Source organism: Parabacteroides sp. AF19-14 (assembly GCF_003635485.1).
In the GTDB taxonomy this organism is placed as follows: Bacteria; Bacteroidota; Bacteroidia; order Bacteroidales; family Tannerellaceae; genus Parabacteroides; species Parabacteroides distasonis.
In genome coordinates, this window is sequence record NZ_QTMJ01000003.1 from 222,162 (window position 1) to 247,103 (window position 24,942).

The window sequence follows — 24,942 nt, forward strand, 5'->3', positions numbered from 1 at the left end:
TGTGCCATTCTTAGGGCACGCTTGTGCCACCGTGATGGCACAGCTATGCCATAAGGATGGCACAAGTGTGCCACTAGGATGGCACGGCTGTGCCACGCCTATGGAAAGTAGTGGCACAGTAATGGTTTGCCAATCAGTTGTATGCTTAGGGGCGAATTGTTTATCCTTCCACTATCTTATATCCCGAAACGGTGAGTAATTGCCGGATCTCATTAATCTGCTGTTGATTCCTTGTTTCCATCTCCAACCGCAGATAACAGCCATTGATATCAGCCGTATGGCTGACACGCTCGTGATATACGGATACTACGTTAGCGCCGGTAGAGGCAATGATTTCAGATACGTGCTGTAGTTGTCCGGGTTTGTCTACCAATTCGATCGTCATGGAACAAGAGCGGCCGGATTTCTGCAAACCACGTCCGATTACCCGGGAAAGGATATTCACGTCGATATTTCCGCCGGAAATCAAACAGATTACTTTTTTCCCTTTGATGGGTACTTTATTAAACATGGCGGCGGCCACGGCTACGGCACCCGCCCCTTCGGCGATTAATTTATGTTGCTCGATCAACGCGAGGATAGCGGTGGAAATCTCATCGTCTGTCACGGATACGATCTCGTCCACATATTGCTGGCAAAGATCGAAAGTATGTATTCCCGGTTCTTTTACGGCGATACCGTCGGCTATGGTACGGACACCTTCGAGGCGTTCGATTTTCCCATGCTCGATAGAGTTTAACATGCTGGGCGCTCCTTTGGCTTGCACTCCGTAAACTCTGATATTCGGGTTCAAGTTCTTGATGGCATAGGCGACTCCGGAGATCAGCCCACCCCCTCCGATCGGAATGATTACGGCCTCTACTTCCGGGAGTTGTTCCAATAACTCCAAACCGATGGTCCCTTGTCCGGCGATCACATCCTCATCATCAAACGGATGGATAAATGTGTATCCTTTCTCATCCTTCAATTGTAAAGCCTTGTTATAGGCGTCATCGTAAACACCTTCGACAAGGCATACATCTGCCCCATAAGATTTAGTAGCCTCGACTTTAGAGATAGGAGCGTTATCGGGCAAGCAGATTAAGGACTTGATACCATGAGCGGTAGCCGCTAATGCCACACCTTGGGCATGGTTTCCCGCCGAGCAAGCCACTACGCCATGCGATTTCTCTTCTTCCGTAAGCTGGGCGATCTTGAAACAAGCGCCGCGCACTTTAAACGATCCGGTTACTTGTAAGTTCTCTGGTTTTAGAAAAATATGGGATTCCGGATTGATATTGGGAGCGCTGATTAAATCAGTGCGTCTGATGACTGTCTTCAAGGCATATGATGCCTGATAAATTTTATCAAGTGTGAGCATTCTGTCTGTTGTTAAAACGATGCCGCGAAAGTATAAAAAATACCGCAACCTATTCATACTTATCTTTGTTATATTATAAATCAAAATATAGAGAAGTATGGTAGTGATCGATTTAACGAAAGATGGTTTTATCGCCAATGTCGGTGATTTTGAGGCGAATCCCAAAGATTGGAAATATATAGGAAGTCGTCCTTGCCTCATAGATTTTCACGCTCCTTGGTGCGGTTATTGCAAACGCTTAAGCCCTATATTGGATGAGTTTGCCAAAGAATTTGATGGGAAGATTTATATTTATAAGGTGGATGTAGATCAAGAGGAGGCACTCGAGACAGCCTTTAATATCCGAACGATTCCCACTTTGATGTTTTGCCCGCTAGACGGCCCCCGTGAGATGATGATCGGCACGATGGGAAAACTGGAGTTAAAGCAGTTGATTCAGGAAAAATTGTTGAAGTAATATAATATGATATATGGTGTGGGGTGTAGAGACGTAGCGTGTATGCTGCGTCTCTATTTTTTGCTTTCTTATTATATGAATTGAATGAATAGTAACCCCAATCCTACAGAAACCCCAGTCGCTATCAATCCCGGCATCATGAAAGAATGGTTCAAGATGTATTTACCGATGCGGGTCGTGCCTGTACGATCGAAGTTGATGGCGGCTACGACTGTCGGGTAGTTTGGGATGAAGAAATAACCGTTTACGGCGGGGAATAAAGCGATCAACATATAGGGTGAGATTCCCAATGCGATCCCTAGCGGCAATAACGCACGAATGGTAGCCGCTTGGCTAAATAATAAAATGGACATTACGAAAAGGGCCAATCCGAATAACCAAGGCATCTGTGTAACTATATGCTCGATAGATCCCTTTAATTCAGTCATATTGCCGGCGATAAATGTATCTCCCATCCAAGCGATACCGAAGATCGCTACCACCGCTTGCATGCCTGCGGAAAAAACGGAACCCTGTGCGGCCTTGATACCATCTGTTTTTGTAAATAATAAGATGAAAGCGGAGGCTGTCAACATTAATACCTCAATAATATGTGACATCTGCATCGAGACCTTTTCCGTGCCGACGGTAAAGACCGGACGTAGGGACTCCATAGAACCAAAAATAACGATCGCTATCGTAGCGAGAACAAATATAGAGACCGATAAGGCCGCTTTCATTTGGTTTTCAACGCCTTTCGCCTCGTAATGCTTCGTGCTGAACTCATGGTTCGCTACCCGCTTTAAGTATTCCGGATCTTGATCCAATTCTTTACCAACCCTTAAAGAATAGATCGCTCCCGCCAATACCCCCAATAAGGTACAAGGAACAGATATCATAAGGATATTCATCAAGGAAATATGATATCCGGATAACATACTAAGCATGGCTACCGTAGCCGCCGATATCGGACTGGCCGTAATAGCCTGCTGGGAAGCGATCACGGCGATCGCCATCGGACGTTCGGGACGGATCTTCGTTTCCGTAGCGACCTCGGCGATTACCGGAAGGACCGAATAAGCCACATGCCCCGTTCCGGCTATGAAGGTAAACAAATAGGTGACGAACGGGCTTAATATCGTGATTCGTTGAGGATTCTTGCGAAGCAATTTCTCCGCCCACTTAACCATCAGATCAAGTCCGCCAGCGGCTTGCATACAACTAGCTGCCGCTATTACGGCAACGATCATAAGCATGACATCGATAGGAGGGGAAGTGGGCTGGAGCCCGAATCCAAAGGTGAGTATACCGAGTCCGAGACCTCCTAACACGCCTAATCCGATACCACCGATACGGGCACCTATAATGATGGCTATTAAAACGAAAGCTAATTGTAACAACATGCTGTGCAATTCTTTTGATTTAGTTTGTATTGGAGACAAAAATACTTATTTTTGTTCCGCTATGAATAACAAAAACACAAAAAACGAATGAAAAGAACAAGTTTCGCTATTTTGATCGGTTTGTTTTGCCTTTTCCCTGCGCTTTTCTCGCAAGTACGCAGTGAGTTCCTGTTGGAAAAGAATTGGAAGTTCACCCGGGAAGACCGCCCGGAGTTTATCAATCCTACTTTCAATGATAGTAAGTGGCAATCGGTGACCGTTCCGCATGATTGGGCGATTTACGGCCCTTTCAGCTCTCAGAATGATAAGCAAGAGGTCGCTATCGCCCAAGACGGACAAACGGAGGCCATGGAACATGCCGGCCGAACCGGAGGTTTGCCTTTCGTGGGAGTCGGCTGGTACCGGACCGAGTTTGAGGTTCCTCAATTTACGGATGGGAAGCGTGCCACGATCCTGTTCGACGGTGCGATGAGCCATGCCAAGGTCTACGTGAACGGGCAAGAGGTTGGGTATTGGCCGTATGGCTATAATTCTTTCTATTTCGATATCACGAAACAGCTCATCCCGGGGAAAAAGAACACCTTGGCGGTTCGCCTTGAGAACTTGCCGGAATCCTCCCGTTGGTATCCGGGAGCGGGACTATATAGGAATGTACATGTAATCGTGACGGAAAACGCCTATATCCCGGTCTGGGGAACTTATATTACGACCCCGACCGCCACGAAGGAATTTGCGAAAGTCAATGTACAGACGAAAATCGTACTGCCGGAAGGGGCCGATGCCAGCAAGTATAGCGTGAAAACCAGTGTATGGAATCCGAACGGGCAAAAGTTGACGGAGCAGACTACGCCTCTCTCACAGATTAAGTACAATGATAATAGCCTCTCCCAAGAGTTTATCATCCAGACCCCGACTTTATGGTCGCCGGATATGCCTGCCTTGTATTCTGCGGAGACTCGTCTCTATGAGGGCGATCAACTGAAAGATCTCTATACGACCCCATTCGGTATCCGTTCGATCGAGATCATTCCGAATAAAGGCTTTTTCTTGAATGGTGAGAAGACGGTATTCAAAGGCGTTTGTAATCACCATGACTTAGGCCCGTTAGGGGCTGCCGTCAATGATGCCGCTATCCGTCGTCAGATCCGGATCTTGAAGGACATGGGATGCAACGCTATCCGTACTTCCCATAATATGCCGGCTCCCGAGTTGGTAAAGGCTTGCGATGAGATGGGTATGATGTTGATGGCAGAGAGCTTCGACGAATGGAACAAGGCGAAATGCGCGAACGGCTATAATTTGATTTTCGACGAATGGGTGGAGAAAGACCTCGTGAATTTGGTACATCATTACCGGAATAACCCGAGCGTCGTGATGTGGTGCGTCGGTAACGAGGTGCCTAACCAATGGGATGAGAGCGGTTGTAAGATCTCCAAGTTCTTACAGGATATCTGCCATCGGGAAGACCCGACTCGTCCGGTGACGCAAGGTATGGATGCCCCGGATGCCGTCGTGAATAATAATATGGCGGCGGTAATGGATGTGGCGGGATTTAATTATCGTCCGTTCCGGTATCAGGTGAATTACCAGAAATTACCCCAAGGGATAATCTTGGGAAGCGAGACTGCCTCCACGGTTAGCTCACGAGGGGTGTATAAATTCCCGGTAGAGCGTAAGGCGATGGCTGTCTATGAGGATCACCAAAGTTCCTCGTACGACGTGGAGCATTGCAGCTGGTCTAATCTGCCGGAAGACGATTTTATCCAGCATGAGGACCTTCCGTATTGTATCGGGGAATTCGTATGGACAGGATTTGATTATCTGGGCGAGCCTACTCCTTATTATACGAATTGGCCAAGCCATAGCTCCTTGTTCGGTATTATCGATTTGGCGGGTATCCCCAAGGATCGTTACTATCTATACCGTAGTCATTGGAACAAAAGCGCCAAGACCTTGCATATCCTGCCGCATTGGACATGGCCGGGACGTGAGGGGGAGGTGACACCCGTATTCGTTTATACCAATTATCCTTCCGCCGAATTGTTTATTAACGGAAAGAGCCAAGGGAAACGTACGAAAGATCTAAGCATCGGTATCGATAGTAGTTATACCGAAGCGGCTCAAAAGAGTTTCGAGCGCCAGAAACGATATCGTTTGATGTGGATGGATACCAAATACGAGCCGGGAACTTTGAAGGTGGTCGCTTATGACAAGGAGGGTAACGCTGTGGCCGAGGAGGAGGTTCATACCGCAGGGAAGCCGCATCATATTGAGTTATCCGCCGATCGTAACCAATTGACGGCTGATGGAAAAGACCTTTCTTTCATCAATGTTAGAGTCGTAGACAAGAACGGGAACCTTTGTCCGGATGATACCCGACAGATCCAGTTTAAGGTTCGTGGTGCCGGAGCCTACCGTGCGGCGGCAAATGGAAATAGCGCCAGTCTGGAACTCTTCCATCTTCCGGAAATGAAACTGTTTAGCGGGCAACTTACCGCTATCGTGCAGACGGCCGAGGAACCGGGAACGATCTATTTCGAGGCTTCCGCGCCGGGAGTAAAAGGGGCGACCTTGGAATTGATCAGTAAATAAGCTTGATTATCATATAACGCAAACCGTGCGATTCAAGTCCGGAGACGGCTGTGAATCGCGCGGCTTTTTTATACGATATTCCCGAATACATCAAAGGTAATCGTCTCGTCCTGCCCGTTATGTGAAACCTTGAATAGGTAGAAGGTGCCATTGGCATTCAATAACGTATATATTGACTGTACCTTGTCGCTAGCGTAAGCGGAGGATTCGAAGCCTTGCATCACGATCTGCGGAACCTCTTGCTCGGACATGGCCCATGTGGTACTTTGCCACCTGTAATCCTTATTCAATTGCGCCACTTTATAAATCTGGTTATCGATCATATCCAGCTCGTAACCTAGGCTGTTCTGTTGGATATCCAGCAACTCGGCGTTGGCGAAAGTGATCTCCATCAGGTTGCTGACCTCTTTCGGGATAACGATCGGTGCGTCATTATTGATCTCATCGTCCACGGCTTTGATCAGGTTTCCATACTGTGAATAATACAGGTCTACTTCGCTATTGGACTGCTCCGCCTCGATCTTGTAAACGATTCCCATATTTAGGCGATTGATGGCGTACGTGTCATCCACGGTCCAATTTGAGTAAAAGCCTTGTTTGAAGGCGGTGGATACCGCTGCCGGTAATTGGGCGAAAGAGATGTCTATCTTTTCCATCATCCATACGCCTTGATCCGTGAACCAAGCGGTTGTCTCGGAACCTTCATTATTGAAATCTACCACATAATAGTTACCTTCGATCTCAAAAACAGGGTTCTTGGCATCGGGATATTTCTCTTGAAAAGCGTTCTCTACCGGGGGGAGAGGGATAATACCTTGATGATCATCATCATTTTTGCTACAGCCAGAGAAAAAGAGAGTCAGACCGGCTATACATGTGAATAGGATAAGTCTTGTGTTCATACATTTTGCGTTTATAAGTTTTGGGCATAGAACAACAGGTCTATCGGAAAAGTTTTGAGCGAAATCGATTTAAGTATATTGAATCAAGAACAAGGATCTTGTTTCGACGAGATCCTTGTTCTTGTATAATTGCTACGGATTTACGTTCAAATAATAGGTTGCTGTGCCTATTAAAGAACTTCCATTATACATTGCGCAGGTGATGCGAAGAGATCCACCGTAATGTTGGGAGTTTAGATAGACACTAACATCTAATCGATTACCGGAAGGATAAGTGTACCATCTATCGCATTCTCCATAGAATTCAGCGTTCCAGCTATACGAGGTCGGAGTTCCTGTCTTTGTGTAAGCATATAAAGTCGTCGTGGCATTACCCCCTGGCGCATTGATAGAGGAACTGCCGCTACTATAATCCTCTTGACTCTTCCCTATATAAACAGTCGGCATATCATTTTTTTTCATATATTTTAAGCTTGATGCATCAAAGGGACAATGAGCTTTGGGATGCCTCATAAGAGCGTATTCCCCCCATTTGGAGATGAATATATTGGGCGTAGATGTCGTTACGGCAGAGTGATTATCACTAAGATAGGATACTTTGGTTGCGGCACCTGTTGTTGATATATAACTACCATCTAACCAATATACGTTTGTGGGATTAATAGTCCATCCCATCCAAACTGCTGATCCGCCTTCTGTCATATACCAAGCATAGGCATGACAATTGTAAGTGGTTGTTGAACTACTTATTAGAGTTGCTTGTGAATAGGTTGTTGTACAATATTGGTCATGGCTCGCTTTTTGTGAGGCTGATAATTCCTCACTTCTGTAGTAAGTGTCATTAACGAGTGTCCCGTTAGGAGTGTAAACAGTAGCGGCTGCTCCTTGAGCTTTTGTCTCAACATTGAGATTCGGCTCCCAAATCATGTTTAAATTCTCCATAGTGATCCATTCATTGGGGAATTTTTCGATTCGTTCTCCGGAAAGCAAGAATAGTAATTGCCCGCAAGAAGCACAAGAATTCACCCCATCCAAAACGAGAATGTGTTCTTTTCCATCTCCTTGAATAGTAAAGACCCAAGGGTATGGATAGTCTGTTCCCTTGACATGGGAGTGAGCGACAGAATCTACTACATTCACCAACCATTTAGGATATGTTATCTTTCCGTCTTTAATGACAATTTCTGAACTGGATGTCAAGATTTCTTTATCACCTCCTTGCATATTATCCATTTCATTGTCACATGCGTTCAGCGTGAATGCCAGCATGATTATTAAATAGTATAATACTTTTTTCATGATCTCAATTTATTAAAGGTTACAATGTATTGTTTTAATAACTCTTCGATTACATTACTGCCCGTTAGCTTTTCATCGATGGTGAATTGTTTAAATTTGGGCGTAATGGTCTTGTTGTCTATCCGTTCTAGACTTCGACCTAGGAGATAGACTACGGTTTTTAGACCATATTGTCCATAAATATCCGGGTTGTTTTGTTTGTAAAGGAGTCTCTTTACGGCTTCGGAGGAGATCTCTTGCTGTAAAAGATTATTTGTATTAGATAATATCGTCTCATTAGACAGAAGAGCCTCGATTACCATTTGCCGACTAATTTCATTACCTATTTCTATGGAAGTCAACACTCCTGCTTTCAGTAATTCTTGTTTTTTCATCTTCTCAAATAGCAAAGAAGCATTGTCTTTCCTTTTGAATAACTCTTGTAACCCGTTAAAACGTGCGGAAACCTTGCTAATGCCTTCCTGTATTCCATTGTAAGCGAATATGTCACCTAATAATGGGTAAGCAAGGCAAAGTTCTATAAGCTCTTCTGTTGATACCGTTTTTAATATCTCTGCCGGAATTTGGCAGGCTTTCAGCATATCCTCATGTGTGGATAATGCTTGCCAAGCCTCCGTTCCTGGTTTTATGGGGTAATCCCAACTTTTTATTGATTGTGCGTTCATATCTATCGATATAAACACGAGGAGGAAAATGCTCCAAACGAAAGTTACTGTTTTTTTCATCTCTCTTTAGAATTTAGGGTAAATAATATAAGATTGGTATTCCTTGATTATGGATTTTCCCAAAAATAGTCCTTTTTGTAAAGATAATCAAGTATTTATATGTTAATTATGATTGAATATCTGTAGATTCTCATTGCTGATGTCTTTGTTTTCGTACAAAAGCGGACACAGTGTTCGATATCGGACATCTCTTTTGTTTTATTTCTTCAATAAATCAATCACTTACGTTTTTGGCACGGGGTTTGCTCTTTGGAGGGTGGAAAATAAAAACAAACGAAATATGGACAGAGAGATATCAAAAGAGGTTCGGCAGAAGGAGCAGCGTAAACAGTTTATAAAGCTGGGGGCGGGGATTGGTATTGCCGTTGTCTTAATAGGCGGGGTGATCGGTTTCATGCAAACCAGCCTGCAACGGAAGGACTTGGTTTTTTCAACGGTAGATAAAGGAGTGATCGAGGTTTCCGTTAGCGCGTCAGGCAAGGTGGTTCCTGCTTTCGAGGAAATCATCAACTCACCGATCAACTCCCGTATCGTCGAGATTTATAAAAAGGGAGGCGATTCCGTGGATGTAGGTACTCCGATCTTGAAACTGGACTTGCTCAGTGCCGAGACGGATTATAAGAAACAATTGGACGAGGAGCAAATGAAACGCCTCCAATTGGATCAACTCCGTATCCAAAACCGCAATAAGCTTTCCGAGATGGAGATGCAATTGAAAGTCTCTCGCATGGAACTGAACCGAAAGGAAGTGGAGTTGCGCAACGAGCGTTATCTGGATAGCCTAGGCGCCGGAACGACCGATAAGGTCCGTCAAGTGGAACTGGACTATAACGTTAGCGTCTTGAAACTGAAAGAGGATGAGCAAAAATATGAGAACGAGAAATCCTTGACGGATGCCGATTATAAAGTGAAAGAACTCGACCTGAACATCTTCCGAAAGAGCCTAGCCGAGACGAAGCGTACCTTGGAAGACGCCCAGATACGCTCTCCCCGCAAGGCGATCCTGACCTACGTGAACAACGAGGTAGGTGCCCAAGTCTCTCAAGGCAGTCGTGTCGCTATCGTCTCCGACTTGTCCCATTTCAAAATAGAGGGGGAGATCGCCGATACCTATGGTGACCGGATCGCCGCCGGTAGCAAAGCCGTCGTAAAGATCGGCAACGATAAACTGGATGGGGTGGTTAGCGATGTTACCCCCTTATCGAAGAACGGTGTAATCTCTTTCACGGTACAGTTGGAGGAGGATAATCATCGCCGCTTGCGCTCCGGTTTGAAGACCGATGTATACGTGATGAATGCCATCAAGGACGATGTGCTGCGTATTTCCAACGCCTCGTTCTACGTCGGGAAAGGAGAGTATGAGTTGTTTGTTGTCAACGGAGACCAATTGATCAAGCGGAAGGTACAGCTGGGAGACAGCAACTTTGAGTATGTAGAAGTAGTCAATGGCTTGGAACCGGGTGACGAGGTGGTCGTTTCCGATATGACAAGCTTCAAGGAAAAGAATAAACTGAAATTGAAATAACGATTCGAATTATGTATAAGCAGTACATCAAACAAGCGGTTCAAATGCTGCGTGAAAATACGCTCGTAAGCGTAATCTCTATTTCGGGAACGGCCCTTGCGATCGCCATGGTGTTGGTGATGGTATTGGTGTTCCAGATTAAATCCACGGGATATGCCCCTGAGTCCAATCGGTCTAGGTTTATGTATGTCTGGGGTACGGAGGTCGGTTCGAAATCCCCCGGAGAATCGGATCGTAATCGTGGAGGCATGTCCAGCGAGGTCGTGAAGGAATGTTTCTATACCTTGCGGAAACCAGAGGCCGTATCCGGCTATTGTAGTGATAGCCATTCCTTGTCATTGCCCAATAGACGGCTTTTCAAGGAGTATGAGATTTGTTATACGGATGCGGGCCATTGGAAAATATTCGACCATCCTTTCGTGGAAGGAGGCCCCTTTAGCGAGGCTGATTTTCAATCCGGTATACCGAAGATGGTGCTGTCGGAACAAGTAGCGACCGATTTGTTCGGAACGGGACAGGCCGTCGGGCGGCAGGTCGTGATGGATTTTATCACTTTCACCGTCTGCGGTGTGGTGCGTGACGTACCTTCCTCATTGATGAGTTCCTACGCTCAGGTATGGATACCCTATAGCAGCAATGAGGCCCTGACCCGTGTAAATGGGGAGTATGGGGAGAATATGGCCGGTTATTTCAGCGTGGCCTTATTGGCTCGTTCCTCTTCCGACTTCGATGCCATACGCTCGGAGCTAGACCAACAGGTCCGTCGCTACAATGACAGCAAGACCGATTATAACGTAGGTTTCCCTTCCGGGCTACTTTCCCAGTTGGATACGGCCATGGGAAGCGGCGCTTTTCAAAAGGTGGACTGGCCTACCTTCTTGGCCGGATCGGGCGCTTTCCTATTCTTCTTGCTCTTGGTACCGGCGCTGAACTTAACGGGCGTGATCCAATCGTCTGTGCAGAAGCGGAAAGAAGAGATCGGTTTACGTAAGGCTTTCGGGGCTACGGGGCAGAATCTTTTGATGCAGATATTATCGGAGAACTTTGTGCTGACCTTGATCGGTGGCGTGATCGGTATCGGTCTCTCGATGGTGTTGCTGGTGGTAGGGAAGCCTTTCATGTTGAGCGAGAACGTGAGCCTTACGGCGCCTATGCTTATTAAACCGGGCTTATTTATCTCCGCCCTTATCTTTACGTTCTTGCTGAATATATTAAGCGCCGGGATACCGGCATGGCGTACGACACGGCAACCGATCGTAGAAGCGTTAAAGGGGAATGAGTGAATCCAATGAATAATGAACAATGAGTTGTCAATTGTCAACTATCAACTATCAAATTATGATTAAGCATATATTTAAAATAATATGGGCCCAGCGCAAGAGCAACGGCTGGATACTGGGCGAGTTGGTTATCGTGATGTGCGCCCTTTGGTTTATGATGGATAAGTTATGGGTGGATGTGCGCTGCTATAACGCCCCGATGGGATATGATATCTCGAATACGTGGCGTTTCAAGCTTTCCACGCTCTCGTCGAACGCCCCGGGTTATGTGCCCGACTCACTTTACGACTCGAATGCGACACAGGATTTGTTGAAGCTTATGGAACGTATCCGCCAAGAGCAGGAGGTCGAGGAAGTATGTGTTACGTATTGGTCCATGCCTTATTCAAACGGAAGTTCGTGGGGTACGCTCCTTCCCTTGGGCGCTGATACCTCGAAGGCGGTAGGACAGAACTACCACAAGCTGAAAGTATCTCCTTCTTATTTCGATGTATTCCGTATGAAGGATAAGGAGGGCCGTGCCATCACCCCGCTGGTGGAGAACGCTTACCGCCCGCTCGTCGTGACGGCGGAGGCGGAGGATTTCTTCTTCGGGGGGCAGTCCGCCATAGGCCGGCAGATCTCGGAGAATGACGACCTTTCCGAGCCTTTCACGATCGCCGCTGTCCTTCCTACCTTCCGTAGCAATGACTTCGACCGTCCGGAGAACTGCGCTTTCACGATATTGAAAGGTGAGTCATTGCAGGAGTTCGTGAAGAATTTCGGCGTAAGGAGCGCTGAACTATCGGTACGTACGAAACGCCCGATGACCGAGGATGAGATGTACGTTTTCTTGGAGAAAACAGCGGATCGGATGACGGTAAATAACACCTTCGTCCACGGTGTCACCCTCCTTGCCGACCAGCGTGATGACCAACTCCGGTTTACCAAGAACGAGAACAGCAAGAAACTCTCCATGATGGCCTTCCTGCTCGTGAACGTATTCTTCGGTATCGTAGGTACGTTCTGGTTGCGTACCGAGCGGCGGCGTAGCGAGATCGGTCTCCGCATGGCGATCGGTTCCAGCCGGGGCAGGCTGGGCGAGTACATGTATCTGGAAGGTCTGGGCCTCTTGGCGATCACTGTGCCGATCCTACTGGTCTTCGTCTTCAATATGGCCTTTTTGGATAAGCTGGATTCCTACCGCGAGCCCCTCTCCATCCTCCGCTTTCTAGTAACCCTCAGCGTCTCCTACCTCCTGATGGCCGGCATGATCTGCATGGGAATCTGGTTCCCTGTCCGCAAGGCGGTAAAGATGGCTCCGGCGGAGGCGTTGCATTACGAATAAATTGTCTATCTTTGCGTCTGTCAATTTATTAATGAGAAAGGAGCAAGCTTATGACAGCTATAGAATTAAAAATGTCGTTACTGCAAGAGGTGATGTCTTTGGAGGATGAACAGTTGATCAAAAAGGCCCTCGACAGCGTCCGCCGTATGAAGATGGCTGCCTTTGGAAAGGCCACCCCGGTAGAGAAGCCGGCAGACGATTACGCAGAGCCTACCAAGGAGGAGATCTTGGCGGGGCTAAGGAATGCCCTGCAAGACGTGAAGGATTTGCGTGAGGGCAAGGATGTGGGGCATAAGTTTAGAGACTTAAGTGAGTTGCTCAATGAGGTATAGGATAAAAACCCATCAAGACTTCGATAAAGAGTTCAAACGTCTCTGTAAGAAGTATAGCTCATTGAAGGCTGATTTATCGGCTTTGGGTAAGTCTTTGAGCGAGAACCCCGATCAAGGGACGAGCTTAGGCAAAGGCGTTCGCAAGGTACGCATGGCCATCGCCTCCAAGGGAAAAGGAAAGAGCCATGGGGCGAGAGTGATTACTTACACGGAGGCCATTGTCTGCGCAGATAATGAGGGTACGGTTGTTCTCCTCACGATCTACGATAAGGCCGACCGTGACTCCATTTCGGCAGCCGAGATCGATGAACTGCTGAGATCCTTACGTTGGGAATTATAAAATCTGAAACTGTCCATAATCGCTGTCCGATAACGAATCAAGTGTTCGTTATCGGACAGCTTTTTTTACGGGGTGATGTTAGGAATCAGGCGGTTACGTTTTTGGCACGTTATTTGCCTCCGTAGGGGCACAAAGTCGGACGATAACAAACAATCACTGTTTTAGTCGGGTAATAGATAATTTATAATACAAAGGTTTATGATAAAGCAATACATTAAACAAGCGTTGAGGATGATCGGGGAGAACAAGCTGTTGAGCGTGATCTCGATACTCGGTACCGCCTTGGCCATTTGCATGATCATGGTGATCGTCATCCTGTATGTCGTGAATACGGCGAGTTTCAAGCCGGAGGTAAACCGTGGCCGCACCTGCTACATAACGACCGTCATGAGCAATGGCAAGGATGATAACCGGCGCATCTCCTACTCGTCGTTGGGACTGCCCTTGGTGAAGGAATGCTGCTATCCGCTGAAAGGGGCGGAGGCTGTTACCGCCATCAATATGGATCGCTACAGGCCGTTGACCGCCTCGTCCATGGACGGGCTTAAGAACCGGACGAGTTACATCTCTTATACGGATACCGCCTTCTGGAAGATCTTCCAGTTCGATTTCCTGCAAGGAGGCCCCTTCAGCCCGGCGGCTTTCACAAGCGGTATCCGCGACGCCGTGATCAGCGAGAGCGTGGCCTTGGCCCTTTTCGGCACGGACCAAGTCGTGGGGCGGGAGATGAAGCTCGATTTCATCGTCTACAATATCTGCGGGGTCGTGAAGGACGTATCCCGGTTCGCCTCGAAAGCGTGGGCGGAGGTCTGGATCCCTTACACGGTGCGGGACGACGGGGGATACCAAGAGGGCATCAACGGCTCGTATAGCTGTTGCGTCCTGCTGAAACCGGGCGTCACGAGGGAGGAGTTGAGGACCGAGGCGCTGCGGAAGGTCGAGGAGTTCAACGCCAAGACCCGGGATGTCAAGGCTGATATCCTTCACCAGCCCTCCACCCAGATCGAGGAATGGATCGGCGGCGGTAGCGAGTTCGGGGCGAACCTCTTCTACCTCTACGTCCGTTACGGCATCATCCTTTTCATCCTCCTGCTGGTTCCGGCCTTGAACCTATCGGGCATCACCCTGTCGAGGATGCGCCGCCGGATGGCCGAGCTTGGCGTACGCCGGGCTTTCGGGGCCACGCAAGGCACCATCCTCTGGCAAGTGCTGTCCGAGAACATGGTCTTGACCCTGCTCGGCGGGCTGCTGGGATTGGCGATGTCGTACGGCGCCATGTTGTTGCTGAGGGACTGGTTGCTGGTCACCTCGCTGGGGAAGACGGGGCTTTCCACCGGGATGTTTAACGGGGCGGTCTTTATCGCCGCCTTCCTGTTCTGCCTCGTGCTGAACCTGTTTTCCGCCGGCCTCCCGGCTTGGCGAATGTCAAGATTGAATATTACGGACTCTATAAATGGTTGACGCTATGTATAAGATGATTCTAAAACAACTCTGGAACGAGCGCAAGGGGAACTTGTTTATCTGGTTGGAAATGCTCGTGGTCTCTATCTTCCTTTGGTATGCGGCGGACGCCTTGTTCGTGATGTATAAACTCTACTCGCGATCATTAGGTTTCAATATCGAACATACGTATCACGTGAGCTTCGGCGTGATCCCGGAGGAAAGTCCCGACTATGACACGACCTCCGTGCATAGCGAACGGGGAGGCGGGGATTATCTGACCTTGATGGATCGCATCCGCCGGAACCCCTCCGTGGAATCAATCTGTTTCACCACCGGCGTGCATTTCCATTACCGGGGATCGAACCAATACGCCACGTTCCGGAAGGACTCGTTGATCCGTAATGGCTTCGTGCGTTACGTATCGCCCACCTATTTCGAGGTGTTCGACGTAAAGACGGCACAAGGCGGGTCCCCCTCGGAGTTGGTGGACGCCCTGCGTGACAACCAAGTGGTGGTGACGGGTACGGTCGCCGACAGCTTCTTCGGCGATCTTGCGGCGGCCGTGCGCCAAGAGATCTATATCACCGACCAAGGCTCTCGTGATAGCGTGGCCTACCGTATCGGTGGTGTCTGCGAGAAACAACGTTACTGCGAGTTCACCGGCTATGATTACGCTTACTATAAGCTGGTGGACGAGAACAAGGTGGCCGAGGAGGGCGATTGGGTCGGAGAGGGCTTGAACACCTTCATCCGGGTGAAGCCCGGCGCGGACGGCGCCGCTTTCGCCGCCGATTTCCGGAAGGAGATGGAGCAGCAATTGCGCATGGGTAATATCTATTTGAAGGATGTTTTCCCGATGTCCCATTACCGGGACCAGTTCCTTGAGCGTTGGTTGGATCAAGTCCGCCTTTACGTGGCGGGCATCGCCTTCTTCCTGCTGAATGTCCTGCTCGGCGTGGTGGGAACCTTCTGGTACCGCACGCAACAAAGGAGCGCCGAGATCGGCCTCCGCATGGCGATGGGAGCCACCCGCAAGGGCATATTCTGGCAATTGGTGAAGGAGGGCTTGGCGCTACTCACCATCGCTTTCATCCCCTCCGCCGCCATCTTCGCCAACCTGCTGTATATGGAGGTGACGCAAGGCTCGGAGATACCGCCCGACATGGCCTCACGCCTGTTGTTCGGCTTCGTCTTCTCGTATGCGGTGATGGCCGCGATGATTGTCGTGGGAATTAGTTTCCCGTCTTACCGGGCCATGCGGATGCATCCGGCGGACGCCTTGCGGCAGGAATGATCGGACACGGACGGCACGGATGGCACGGGCATCCGTGTCCGGAAACGAACCGACTGTTCGGAAATGAATCGACTGTTCGATAACGGACAGTACTTTTTTATGGAGATGTCATGGAATCAATGAGATACGTTTCTGGCACGTAATTTGCTTTTAGGTGGCAAAGCCTAGCGATAGCAAGAGTTTAACAATAACAAGAGTCAAACAATAACAATTAAAATATTACAGTCATGATCAAACTAACGAATTTACAGAAGATTTACCGTACGAAAGAGATAGAGACAGTCGCGTTGGAAAACGTGAACCTAGAGGTACAGCAAGGCGAGTTTCTCAGCATTATGGGACCCTCCGGATGCGGGAAATCCACCTTATTGAACATCATGGGCCTGCTGGACTTGCCTACCTCCGGTACGGTCGAGATCAACGGCGTGAACACGGTGGGCATGAGCGACAAGGAGTTGGCCGCTTTCCGTAACAAGCAACTGGGTTTCGTGTTCCAGAGCTTTCACTTGATCAATTCCCTGAACGTGCTGGACAACGTGGAGCTTCCCTTGCTCTATCGCAAGGTATCCTCCTCGGAGCGCCGCAAGCTGGCCGAGGCCGTGCTGGAGAAGGTCGGCCTCAGCCACCGTATGCGCCATTTCCCGACGCAGCTCTCCGGCGGTCAATGCCAGCGCGTGGCCATCGCCCGTGCGATCGTAGGTAATCCCGACATCATCCTCGCCGATGAGCCGACCGGTAACTTGGACTCCAAGATGGGTATCGAGGTCATGGACCTGCTCCACCAACTCAACAAGGAGGACGGCCGCACCATCGTAATGGTAACCCACAACGAGGCGCAGGCCAAGCAAACCAGCCGCACCGTGCGCTTCTTCGATGGAAGGCAGGTGCAGTAAGGGAGCCGCATAGGGGGGATCTCCATGTGTGAGGCACCACGGGTGACATCTTGCCTCATAGCTATGAGGTACGATACGTCAAACCTATGAGGCATGACACCTCAAAGCTATGAGGTATGATACCTCAAACGTATGAGGCAAGGTATCACCCGTAGTGCCTCGATACCTCATATCACGGTGAAGGTCAGCGTACCATACCGAGGCTCTTTATAAAGGTGATAAGTCGGGGTGAACTGGGTGCAGACGATGGCTTCCCACTCGCCTGCCCCGAAAGCGAAGCCGGGGACGAAGCAGAGCCGCTGCCCGCTGTTGACGAGCATATCGGCGGCGGGGTAGAAATGCTCGTCGCCGGTCTCGACGGAGCGTAGCGTAAGGCCCACCTCGGGAGAGTCGCCCGCTAGCTTCAGCCTATCGCCATAGATGGAGATGAAGGGATGCTCGCCTGCGGGGAGTTGGTTGTAAGGCTCGTCGCTGTCGGACGTGCGGGGCTGGATGCGGAGGCTGACGTAGGTGGGGCGGGGCATTGAGTTGTAAGCTAGCTGGTAGGTCTCGTTCACGGCCCGGAGGTTGCCCACCCGCTGCTTCAGTTGCGGTGCGGGGCGCAGGCGTGGGGCGAGTGTATGGCGGTCGGGGTCGAACTTCTCGTATAGGGTCTCGAAAGGCCCGTTCACGGTCAGTTCCGTCCGCCCGAAGCCGAAGTCCACGTTGTAGCCCTCCTCGATGGCGTCGTAGATCTCCCGCTTGAGGAGGTTGAAGGTGGTGATGAGCGTCTCCTTGCGATACTCGCTCCGTTTGTCTACGACACGGGCGGCGATGTCATCGATGCTGAGCGTACGTTGCCATACGACGCTTCCCTTATAGCTCGCGTTACCGGGCAGGTGGCTCTTGCTGACGCGGATGCTCAGCTTGCGAAACGGCTTGGGCAGCTCCGACTTAGGTATTTCTTTATCCATGATCTCGTGGTTTAATGAATGATTGAGTGGCAAAGATAAGAAAGATAACATGAATAGTATTTGGAAATACATGCCAAGCGTATAATAATTACGGAAAGCAGGTGGCAGATACCCATAAAACGAACTAACAAATAATGAACGATGTACAAGGTATACCTTAAACAAGCTTGGGCCTTGATGGGGCAGAATCGCTTCTTCACCGCCGTTTATATCATCGGTACGGGCTTGGCGATCTCGATGGTGATGGCCATAGCGGTGGTCTATCATATCCGGACGGCGAATATCGCCCCGGAGGTGAGCAGGGACCGGATGGGCTACGTATCGAACGTATCGTATGAGTTCAACGGGGGCAAAGGCTCGTTGAACAGCGGTTGCGGGCCCCGGTTCGTGAAGGAGGTCCTCTACGGCCTCGAGACACCCGAGAAAGTGGCGGTCACCACCAACGCCGCCATCATGCCTTACGAGGTGGGGGACATCTTCATCCAAGCGCCGGGTAGCGATGAGTCGCCGAAAGTACAATTGATGGGATGCGATGATGCGTTCTGGCAAGTCTACCGTTTCAGCTTCTTGGACGGGAAGCCGTTCGCCAGTGCCGAGTTCCTTTCCGGGATGCCCCGCGTGGTGCTCGACCGTTCCTTGGCACGCCGCCTGCTCGGGCGTACCGAGGTAGCCGGTCAGACCGTCTTGATCAACGATATAGAATATACGATTAGCGGCGTGGTGGAGGATATATCCGCCGTCGCTTCCGACGTTTACGCCGAGGCGTGGGTACCCTACACCTCGATGGCAAGTATCATGGATACCGCCTTGGAGGAGCGGGAAGGCTCGGTGGGACTGCTGCTCGCCAACTGCCTGCTGCGTGACGCCTCGGACCTTCCGGCCCTCTCCGCCGAGTTGGAGAAGGGAGTAAGACGCTACAACAGCGGCTTGCGGGAGGGACAGGTGAGAGTGGAGCCGCCCTGCTCGTTCGGCGACCGGTTATTGTCGCGGTTGTTCGGGCCGGAGACGTATATCGTCTTGGGCGTCGCCCTCTTCCTCTTCCTGCTAGTCCCGGCGCTGAACCTCTCGGGCCTGAACGCCTCGAGGATGCAAGACCGGGTGTCTGAGCTAGGCGTACGCAAGACCTTCGGGGCGTCGCGGAAGACGTTGATGGGGCAGGTCTTCTGGGAGAATATGCTGCTGATGTTGCCCGGGGGCATGGCGGGACTGCTGTTCTCGTACGTGCTGGTGTTTGTATTCCGGGGCATCCTTCTTTCCCCCGGTTTGTATCGCATGGGCTCCGGGGCGGGTAATGATATCTTCCTCTCGCCGGGGATGCTGCTGAATATGGAGGTGTTCGCCTACGCGTTCGCTGTCTGCGTGGCGCTGAACCTGCTCTCTTCGATGATACCCGCTTGGCGTACCGTGCGGGTGAGTATAACGGATGCGTTGAACGATAAATAGGATACGGCTATGGTAATACATCTATTAAAGTTGATAAGGTCCCGTTTGGGAGGAAGCTGCTGGATACTGGTGGAACTGCTGGTCGTATTCGTGATCCTGTGGTTCATGATGTACTACTTCGTGGCGCAAGGGATGCTGACGCGGATGCCGGTGGGCTTCAAGCTGGATCACGTGTACAACGTGACGCTCGCCATACGGCCGTCCGACAGTCCCTCGTTCATCGCCTACGAGGAGGGGAGCGAGGAGCCGGTGCGGAACATCGAGCGTATCGTGGAGCGTATCGAGCGGCATCCCGACGTGGAGGTGGTAGGGCTCTCGTATTATTCGCTGCCTTATACCGACTCGAACATCGGCAGCAGAGTCTTGAAAGACTCGATCAACCAGCGGGTGCGGGCAATGATCGTCTCGCCGGGGTATTTCCGGGTGTTCGGCATCCGCTCCGCTACGGGAGAAAGCCCGGAGAGACTGGGGCAGACCCTGTCGGGGCTTCGGGAGGGGAGGGAGATGATCCTCTCCGCCGATCTGGCGAGCAAGCTATACGGCCATACCGACGTGATCGGGGCCGAGATCTATAATTACAACGATACCGTGCCCTGTCACGTGATAGCGGTTACGGAGCCGGTACGAAACTCCGAGTACGATTCCCGGAATCAGCATAGTGTCTTCTCTCCACTGGACTTGCGGGGGATGTTCGGCAAGGGCCAGTTGGACGAGAAGGGACTCACGCGAGTGCAGATCACGTTCCGCACCCGTCCGGAGGTCTCTACCTCCAACTACGCCGCCAAGTTCCGTAAGGAAATGAGTAGATCTTTGATGGTGGGTAATTACTGGGTATCGGAAGTGAGGGACTACGAAGGGATACGGGCCTTTTATCTCGAGAACTCGGAGCGGACGAGCGCCCATCGGCTGGTATCGGCCATGGGATTGTTCTTCTTGGTGAACGTGTTTCTGGCGGTGATCGGTACGTTCTGGTTTCACGTGAGCCGTCGCCGTTCGGAGTTGGGGCTACGTATGGCGATGGGCTCCACCCGCAAGGGTATAGAGGGGCTGATGATCGGCGAGGGCTTGTTGCTGCTGACGATCGCTTCCGTGCCGGGCTTGCTGATCTGCCTGAATCTGGCGGTGGCCGATATCGTGCCCTGCGGCGTGATCCGCTTCACGGCCATTAGCCTGCTGACAGGGGGTGTCTTGGCGCTCGTCGTCTTCTTGGCTATCTGGTACCCGGCCCGTAAGGCGGCCCGGCAGGAACCGGCTGACGCGTTACGGTATGACGGATAATAGAAAACAGGTAATACTCGGTTGTAGAGACGAGGCATGCCCCGTCTCCCACCGACTGATAGAATATTTAAATCGAATGAATATGTACAAGATCTACTTAAAACAAGCATGGGCCCTGATCCGGCAAGAACGGCTGTTCAGCTCGGTCTATATCGTGGGGACGGGGTTGGCGATCTCGCTGGTGATGGTGCTGTCCATCGTGTTTTACGTGAAAATGGCTTCTATTTATCCGGAGATGGACCGGGACCGGTTGCTGACCGTGAAGAGCGCCACGCTGAAGAATGAGAAAGGGGGAACGAGCAGTAGCCCGGTATCGCCCCGCTTCGTGAAAGAGTGCCTCGTGGGTGTACCCGGTTTGGAGGCGTTGGCGTTACGTTATGATGATGCCACTTCCGCTTTCGTGCAGCCGGTGGGCAGTCCCGTGCAGGTACCGGTCATGAAGATGGGGGTGAACGATGGGTTCTGGAAAGTATTCTCCTTCCGTTTCTTGGAGGGTAAGCCTTTCACCGAGGCCGATTTCCGGTCGGGCATGCCCGTGGCGGTAATCGCCCGCTCACTGGCCAAGCGGCTTTATGGAGAAGGTAGTGCGGTGGGGCAGACCTTGAGCCTCGACTTTACCTCATTTCGTGTGGTGGGCGTGGTGGACGACGTATCTTTCCTGATGGATCGGGTTTTCTCGCAGGTCTGGTACCCGTACACCCAAGCGCCCGACTTCGAGGAGCGGGTCCGATACTCGGAGGCGCATATGCCCGGGCTGGGGCCCTTGAGGGTCTATATGCTCGTGAAGGATAAGGCGGACATCGGCAAGGTGCGGGAAGCGGTGGCGGATAACGTGCGTCGCTTCAACCAATCGTTGGACGTGGATGGCAAACGTGAGTTCTCCCTTCTTGGGCAGCCGGATCGCCATTGGGAGAGTATCTTCCGGTATTGGTCGAACGTGGAGCCGGATATCGTGGGAGACTTGAGCCGTTATGGGGTGATTTTCCTGCTCCTGCTGCTCGTCCCCGCCGTCAGCCTCTCGGGCATGGCCGATTCCCGCATGGAACGGCGTCTGGGCGAGCTGGGCGTGCGGCGTGCTTTCGGGGCTCCCAAGGGGTCGTTGATCGGACAGGTCTTGATAGAGAACTTCCTGTATACGCTGCTGGGCGGCTTGGTGGGACTGCTGTTCTCCTTCCTGCTGGTGACGTTCGCCAGTTCGTGGGTCTTCAAGGTCGGCAAGGGGTTTTCGGAGGCCGCCCCGGATGGCGTGGACGTATCGCTTTCCATGGGGATGCTGTTAAACCCGTGGGTCTTCTTGATCGCTTTGTGCGTATGTTTCCTGTTAAACCTGATGTCGGCGTTGTGGCCCGCTTGGCGTGCGTCAAGGCGACCTATCGTTGATTCGTTGAACGCTTAAATGGAGGGAAGAAAGATATGTGGAAAATGACTTGGATACAATTGATGAACCGCTGGCGTAGCAACGTGTGGGTGTGCGTGGAGTTGCTGCTCGCCTTTTGTCTGGCGTGGTACATGGTGGATTACTTCTTCGTGGAGATCTATAACCGTAGTCTCCCCTCCGGACGTGACTACGCGAATGTCTGGCAGGTAGAAATGGGCCTCTTGCCGGAAACCTCCCCCGACTATCGAGCCGCCGAGAGCGACTCGATCGCCATGCTGGAAAATTATGAGCGGATAAAAGACCGCCTGCGCGATTATCCGGGGGTGAAGGCGATGGGTGCGGCCTCGGGCTGTTACTCCATGCCTTATACCGGCTGTTATTACGGCATGGGTTTGGCGGACGTGGCCGATACGAGCAAGCGGGAAGCGGCCATGAGGTATACGATCGATCCTTCCACGGATTTCCTGTCGGTCTTCAACCATTCGTACGCCAAAGACGGACGTGCGGTATCTATATCGGATTTTGATTGGGGAGACCCCCATGCTATATTAATCACTCGGATGGTGGAGCGAAAGGTATTTGGAGAGGCTTCCGCTGTAGGACGTGGGGTAAAAGACCCTTTTGACGAGGAGGGGCCGACTTATATCGTAAAGGGTGTCTTAGAGGATATCAAGCGTTTTGATAATCGTTTACCTCAAGGTGCCGCATTCTTCGCGATCCGTCCCTCGGTGGAGGAGATCCCCGAGATGAATTATTTCATACGGATCGATCCTGCCGTGGCTGGTCCTCGTTTCGCCGATACGTTCCGGGAGAAGATGAGCCGTGAGCTTCGGGTGGGGAACTTCTACCTGAAACGCCTGACTTCCTATGACCGGATCAAGGCCGATACCGATTATTCCTTTGGCGTTACCTACGATTACCGGGTCCGTATGGCGTTGATGGCCTTCTTGGGACTGAATATCCTGCTTTGCGTGATGGGTACGTTCTGGTACCGGGTGCGGATGCGCCGGGGAGAGATCGGGTTGCGCATGGCGATCGGTTCGCCCCGCGAAGAGATACGTAGCCAGATGGCTCGTGAGGGCATATGTCTGTTACTCATGGCTACCCCGCTCGCCTTGTTGATAGAAGCTCAATTCGTGATGGTCGGCTTCTTGGACATCCCCAAAGGGACCTTGCCGGAGCATTACTGGCCGGCGATCCTGCCGCTCCGTTTCTTGCTGGTGAATATCCTGACATGGATACTGCTGGCTATCGTCATCCTGCTCGCCGTCTGGCTCCCCGCCAGCAAGGCCGCCGAGATGGAGCCGGCCGAGGCGCTGCGGTATGACGGATAACAGATAATACCCGGTTGTAGAGACGGGGCGTGCCCCGTCTCCCACCGACTGATAGTATAATTAAATTGAATAAATATGTACAAGATCTATTTGAAACAAGCCTGGGCCTTATTGAAAGAGAACAAGCTCCTTTCCGGAGTCTCTATCTTTGGTACGGCCTTGGCGATTTGCATGATCATGGTGATCGTGATCGTATGGCAGATGCGTACCGCCAATTACTCACCGGAAGACTATCGGGACCGGATGATGTACGTCAGTGATACCCGTGCCTCCTACAAAGAGAACGAATCTTATAACGACTGCTACCTTCTCGCTTCCCGGGTGGTGAAAGATTGTTTCTATCCCTTGCGCTCTGCCGAGAAGGTGGGCATGGCCTATCATGGCGTGCAACGCTTGGCGGCAGTGGCGGATCATACGGTGGAGTTCAAGTGCGACGTGACCTTTACGGACGCGGCGTTCTGGAGCATCTTCAACTTTCGCTTCCTCTCCGGTAAGCCTTATGGCGAGGAAGAAGTGCAAAGTGGCATCATGGATGCTGTGGTAAGCGAGTCCGTGGCACGTCGGCTCTATGGCACGACCGAGGTTGTAGGCCGTACCGTCGAGATCAGCTACGTGCCCTATACCATCCGTGCCGTCGTGCGGGATGTCTCCCTGCTGGCCGAGTCTGCCTATGGCGATGTCTGGCTGCCTTATACCACCGACAATTCCCTGTATGATGATAGTTCCGACCGTCTCATCGGGGGCTTCCGTTGTTATATCCTCGCTAGTTCGTCCGCCGATTTTGACGCGATCCACTCCGAGGCCGAGGCGAATATCGCTCGCCTTAACGAATCACAAAGCACGCACCTGCTGAAAATTGGAGGAGGACCCGATACCCATTTGGGCGATTTGGCTCGCGAGGACGCTTTCTCTGAGCCAAATGTACGGGAACTGGTCATGAAATATGTTATCATCGTTCTTGTCCTTTTGCTGATCCCTGCCATCAACATGAGCGGTATCACGCAAAGCCGGATGCGTAAACGTATGGCGGAGATCGGGGTGAGGAAGGCGTTCGGGGCGACACGCTCGGAATTACTGACGCAGGTACTCTACGAGAATCTGTTGCAGACCTTGCTGGGAGGTGTGTTAGGTTTGTTTTTCTCATACGCCTCCGTACTGCTCTTGTCCGATTGGTTGCTGGATACGGGCACGGCATCGATGGGTATCGGTCGCACCTTCGTCAATGCGGAGATGATGTTCAATCCATTGATCTTCCTTTACGCGTTCCTTGCTTGTCTTGCGTTGAACCTGCTGAGCGCCGGCATCCCGGCTTGGCGAGCCTCAAGGATGCGTATCATCTCGGCTCTCAACGAGAATGTTCATTAATCTCCCGCGTTGGATGATAGCTATACTAAAATAATAGAAA

Annotated in this window: 21 protein-coding genes; 15 read left to right on the plus strand and 6 right to left on the minus strand. The window is 51.0% G+C overall.

Annotation, left to right across the window (positions count from 1 at the left end; all coding sequences use genetic code 11):
* Positions 1-160: 160 nt before the first annotated feature.
* The gene (gene ilvA / locus DWX33_RS04290) at positions 161-1,360 is read right to left on the minus strand and encodes a threonine ammonia-lyase (RefSeq protein WP_008773447.1); all 1,200 of its coding nucleotides are present in this window, start codon (positions 1,358-1,360) and stop codon (positions 161-163) included.
* A 97-nt stretch (positions 1,361-1,457) separates the two neighbouring features.
* Between ilvA and DWX33_RS04295 the strand changes: the two genes are divergently transcribed.
* On the plus strand, positions 1,458-1,817 hold the full coding sequence (locus tag DWX33_RS04295; RefSeq protein WP_005854641.1) for a thioredoxin domain-containing protein: 360 nt from the start codon (positions 1,458-1,460) through the stop codon (positions 1,815-1,817).
* A gap of 71 nt (positions 1,818-1,888) precedes the next feature.
* Here DWX33_RS04295 and DWX33_RS04300 read toward each other — a convergent pair whose 3' ends face one another.
* Positions 1,889-3,199 carry an anaerobic C4-dicarboxylate transporter family protein gene (locus DWX33_RS04300; RefSeq protein ID WP_008773446.1) on the minus strand — a complete coding sequence of 437 codons (1,311 nt, stop codon included), beginning with the start codon at positions 3,197-3,199 and terminating at the stop codon, positions 1,889-1,891.
* 87 nt (positions 3,200-3,286) lie between these two features.
* Here DWX33_RS04300 and galB point away from each other — a divergent pair, with 87 nt between their 5' ends.
* A complete protein-coding gene (gene galB / locus DWX33_RS04305; RefSeq protein ID WP_036613125.1) occupies positions 3,287-5,791 on the plus strand; it encodes a beta-galactosidase GalB in 2,505 nt (834 codons plus the stop codon).
* 68 nt (positions 5,792-5,859) lie between these two features.
* Here galB and DWX33_RS04310 read toward each other — a convergent pair whose 3' ends face one another.
* From DWX33_RS04310 to DWX33_RS04320, 3 genes are all read right to left on the minus strand, one after another.
* Positions 5,860-6,693 (minus strand): PepSY-like domain-containing protein, encoded by an 834-nt coding sequence (locus DWX33_RS04310; RefSeq protein ID WP_122368833.1) that lies wholly within the window; start codon positions 6,691-6,693, stop codon positions 5,860-5,862.
* 132 nt (positions 6,694-6,825) lie between these two features.
* Entirely contained in the window at positions 6,826-7,992 is a 1,167-nt protein-coding gene (locus DWX33_RS04315) for a hypothetical protein (RefSeq protein ID WP_005854648.1), read from the minus strand.
* Complete coding sequence (locus DWX33_RS04320; protein WP_005854650.1) at positions 7,989-8,717, minus strand: hypothetical protein; 729 nt, start codon at positions 8,715-8,717, stop codon at positions 7,989-7,991. The genes DWX33_RS04315 and DWX33_RS04320 overlap by 4 nt, the downstream gene beginning before the upstream one ends.
* Positions 8,718-8,997: 280 nt before the next feature.
* On the opposite strand from DWX33_RS04320, the gene DWX33_RS04325 reads away from it, so the two are divergent.
* From DWX33_RS04325 to DWX33_RS04360, 8 genes are all read left to right on the plus strand, one after another.
* Positions 8,998-10,242 (plus strand): efflux RND transporter periplasmic adaptor subunit, encoded by a 1,245-nt coding sequence (locus DWX33_RS04325; RefSeq protein ID WP_005854652.1) that lies wholly within the window; start codon positions 8,998-9,000, stop codon positions 10,240-10,242.
* 11 nt (positions 10,243-10,253) lie between these two features.
* Positions 10,254-11,525, plus strand: a complete 1,272-nt coding sequence (locus DWX33_RS04330) for an ABC transporter permease (protein ID WP_122379906.1) — start codon at positions 10,254-10,256, stop codon at positions 11,523-11,525.
* A 55-nt stretch (positions 11,526-11,580) separates the two neighbouring features.
* The gene (locus DWX33_RS04335) at positions 11,581-12,849 is read left to right on the plus strand and encodes an ABC transporter permease (protein ID WP_122379940.1); all 1,269 of its coding nucleotides are present in this window, start codon (positions 11,581-11,583) and stop codon (positions 12,847-12,849) included.
* A 50-nt stretch (positions 12,850-12,899) separates the two neighbouring features.
* Positions 12,900-13,181, plus strand: coding sequence for a hypothetical protein (locus tag DWX33_RS04340; RefSeq protein WP_005854659.1), 282 nt, complete (start codon positions 12,900-12,902; stop codon positions 13,179-13,181).
* A complete protein-coding gene (locus tag DWX33_RS04345) occupies positions 13,171-13,521 on the plus strand; it encodes an addiction module toxin RelE (protein ID WP_121961829.1) in 351 nt (116 codons plus the stop codon). The genes DWX33_RS04340 and DWX33_RS04345 overlap by 11 nt, the downstream gene beginning before the upstream one ends.
* A gap of 198 nt (positions 13,522-13,719) precedes the next feature.
* Complete coding sequence (locus DWX33_RS04350) at positions 13,720-14,982, plus strand: ABC transporter permease (RefSeq protein ID WP_005864764.1); 1,263 nt, start codon at positions 13,720-13,722, stop codon at positions 14,980-14,982.
* A 4-nt stretch (positions 14,983-14,986) separates the two neighbouring features.
* Positions 14,987-16,258, plus strand: coding sequence for an ABC transporter permease (locus DWX33_RS04355; protein WP_122379941.1), 1,272 nt, complete (start codon positions 14,987-14,989; stop codon positions 16,256-16,258).
* A gap of 227 nt (positions 16,259-16,485) precedes the next feature.
* On the plus strand, positions 16,486-17,151 hold the full coding sequence (locus DWX33_RS04360) for an ABC transporter ATP-binding protein (protein WP_005854666.1): 666 nt from the start codon (positions 16,486-16,488) through the stop codon (positions 17,149-17,151).
* Between the two features lie 167 nt (positions 17,152-17,318).
* On the opposite strand, the gene DWX33_RS04365 is transcribed toward DWX33_RS04360, so the two are convergent.
* Positions 17,319-18,104 (minus strand): DNA-binding domain-containing protein, encoded by a 786-nt coding sequence (locus tag DWX33_RS04365; RefSeq protein ID WP_122379907.1) that lies wholly within the window; start codon positions 18,102-18,104, stop codon positions 17,319-17,321.
* A 141-nt stretch (positions 18,105-18,245) separates the two neighbouring features.
* On the opposite strand from DWX33_RS04365, the gene DWX33_RS04370 reads away from it, so the two are divergent.
* From DWX33_RS04370 to DWX33_RS04390, 5 genes are all read left to right on the plus strand, one after another.
* Positions 18,246-19,547 carry an ABC transporter permease gene (locus DWX33_RS04370; protein WP_122379908.1) on the plus strand — a complete coding sequence of 434 codons (1,302 nt, stop codon included), beginning with the start codon at positions 18,246-18,248 and terminating at the stop codon, positions 19,545-19,547.
* A gap of 9 nt (positions 19,548-19,556) precedes the next feature.
* Positions 19,557-20,825, plus strand: coding sequence for an ABC transporter permease (locus DWX33_RS04375; RefSeq protein ID WP_122379909.1), 1,269 nt, complete (start codon positions 19,557-19,559; stop codon positions 20,823-20,825).
* A gap of 76 nt (positions 20,826-20,901) precedes the next feature.
* Entirely contained in the window at positions 20,902-22,221 is a 1,320-nt protein-coding gene (locus DWX33_RS04380) for an ABC transporter permease (RefSeq protein WP_122379910.1), read from the plus strand.
* Positions 22,222-22,238: 17 nt separating this feature from the next.
* Positions 22,239-23,537, plus strand: a complete 1,299-nt coding sequence (locus DWX33_RS04385) for an ABC transporter permease (RefSeq protein ID WP_122379911.1) — start codon at positions 22,239-22,241, stop codon at positions 23,535-23,537.
* A gap of 75 nt (positions 23,538-23,612) precedes the next feature.
* Complete coding sequence (locus DWX33_RS04390) at positions 23,613-24,902, plus strand: ABC transporter permease (RefSeq protein ID WP_122379912.1); 1,290 nt, start codon at positions 23,613-23,615, stop codon at positions 24,900-24,902.
* Positions 24,903-24,942: the final 40 nt, after the last annotated feature.

Bases quoted from the DNA above. Each gene is read 5' to 3' on its own strand.
- DWX33_RS04370 (WP_122379908.1), top strand. From the start codon at position 18,246: ATGTACAAGGTATACCTTAAACAAGCTTGGGCCTTGATGGGGCAGAAT.
- DWX33_RS04380 (WP_122379910.1), top strand. From the start codon at position 20,902: ATGAATATGTACAAGATCTACTTAAAACAAGCATGGGCCCTGATCCGG.
- DWX33_RS04335 (WP_122379940.1), top strand. From the start codon at position 11,581: ATGATTAAGCATATATTTAAAATAATATGGGCCCAGCGCAAGAGCAAC.
- ilvA (WP_008773447.1), bottom strand. From the start codon at position 1,360: ATGCTCACACTTGATAAAATTTATCAGGCATCATATGCCTTGAAGACA.
- DWX33_RS04295 (WP_005854641.1), top strand. From the start codon at position 1,458: ATGGTAGTGATCGATTTAACGAAAGATGGTTTTATCGCCAATGTCGGT.
- DWX33_RS04350 (WP_005864764.1), top strand. From the start codon at position 13,720: ATGATAAAGCAATACATTAAACAAGCGTTGAGGATGATCGGGGAGAAC.
- DWX33_RS04385 (WP_122379911.1), top strand. From the start codon at position 22,239: ATGTGGAAAATGACTTGGATACAATTGATGAACCGCTGGCGTAGCAAC.
- DWX33_RS04320 (WP_005854650.1), bottom strand. From the start codon at position 8,717: ATGAAAAAAACAGTAACTTTCGTTTGGAGCATTTTCCTCCTCGTGTTT.
- DWX33_RS04390 (WP_122379912.1), top strand. From the start codon at position 23,613: ATGTACAAGATCTATTTGAAACAAGCCTGGGCCTTATTGAAAGAGAAC.
- galB (WP_036613125.1), top strand. From the start codon at position 3,287: ATGAAAAGAACAAGTTTCGCTATTTTGATCGGTTTGTTTTGCCTTTTC.
- DWX33_RS04345 (WP_121961829.1), top strand. From the start codon at position 13,171: ATGAGGTATAGGATAAAAACCCATCAAGACTTCGATAAAGAGTTCAAA.
- DWX33_RS04360 (WP_005854666.1), top strand. From the start codon at position 16,486: ATGATCAAACTAACGAATTTACAGAAGATTTACCGTACGAAAGAGATA.
- DWX33_RS04325 (WP_005854652.1), top strand. From the start codon at position 8,998: ATGGACAGAGAGATATCAAAAGAGGTTCGGCAGAAGGAGCAGCGTAAA.
- DWX33_RS04315 (WP_005854648.1), bottom strand. From the start codon at position 7,992: ATGAAAAAAGTATTATACTATTTAATAATCATGCTGGCATTCACGCTG.
- DWX33_RS04300 (WP_008773446.1), bottom strand. From the start codon at position 3,199: ATGTTGTTACAATTAGCTTTCGTTTTAATAGCCATCATTATAGGTGCC.
- DWX33_RS04375 (WP_122379909.1), top strand. From the start codon at position 19,557: ATGGTAATACATCTATTAAAGTTGATAAGGTCCCGTTTGGGAGGAAGC.
- DWX33_RS04330 (WP_122379906.1), top strand. From the start codon at position 10,254: ATGTATAAGCAGTACATCAAACAAGCGGTTCAAATGCTGCGTGAAAAT.
- DWX33_RS04340 (WP_005854659.1), top strand. From the start codon at position 12,900: ATGACAGCTATAGAATTAAAAATGTCGTTACTGCAAGAGGTGATGTCT.
- DWX33_RS04310 (WP_122368833.1), bottom strand. From the start codon at position 6,693: ATGAACACAAGACTTATCCTATTCACATGTATAGCCGGTCTGACTCTC.
- DWX33_RS04355 (WP_122379941.1), top strand. From the start codon at position 14,987: ATGTATAAGATGATTCTAAAACAACTCTGGAACGAGCGCAAGGGGAAC.
- DWX33_RS04365 (WP_122379907.1), bottom strand. From the start codon at position 18,104: ATGGATAAAGAAATACCTAAGTCGGAGCTGCCCAAGCCGTTTCGCAAG.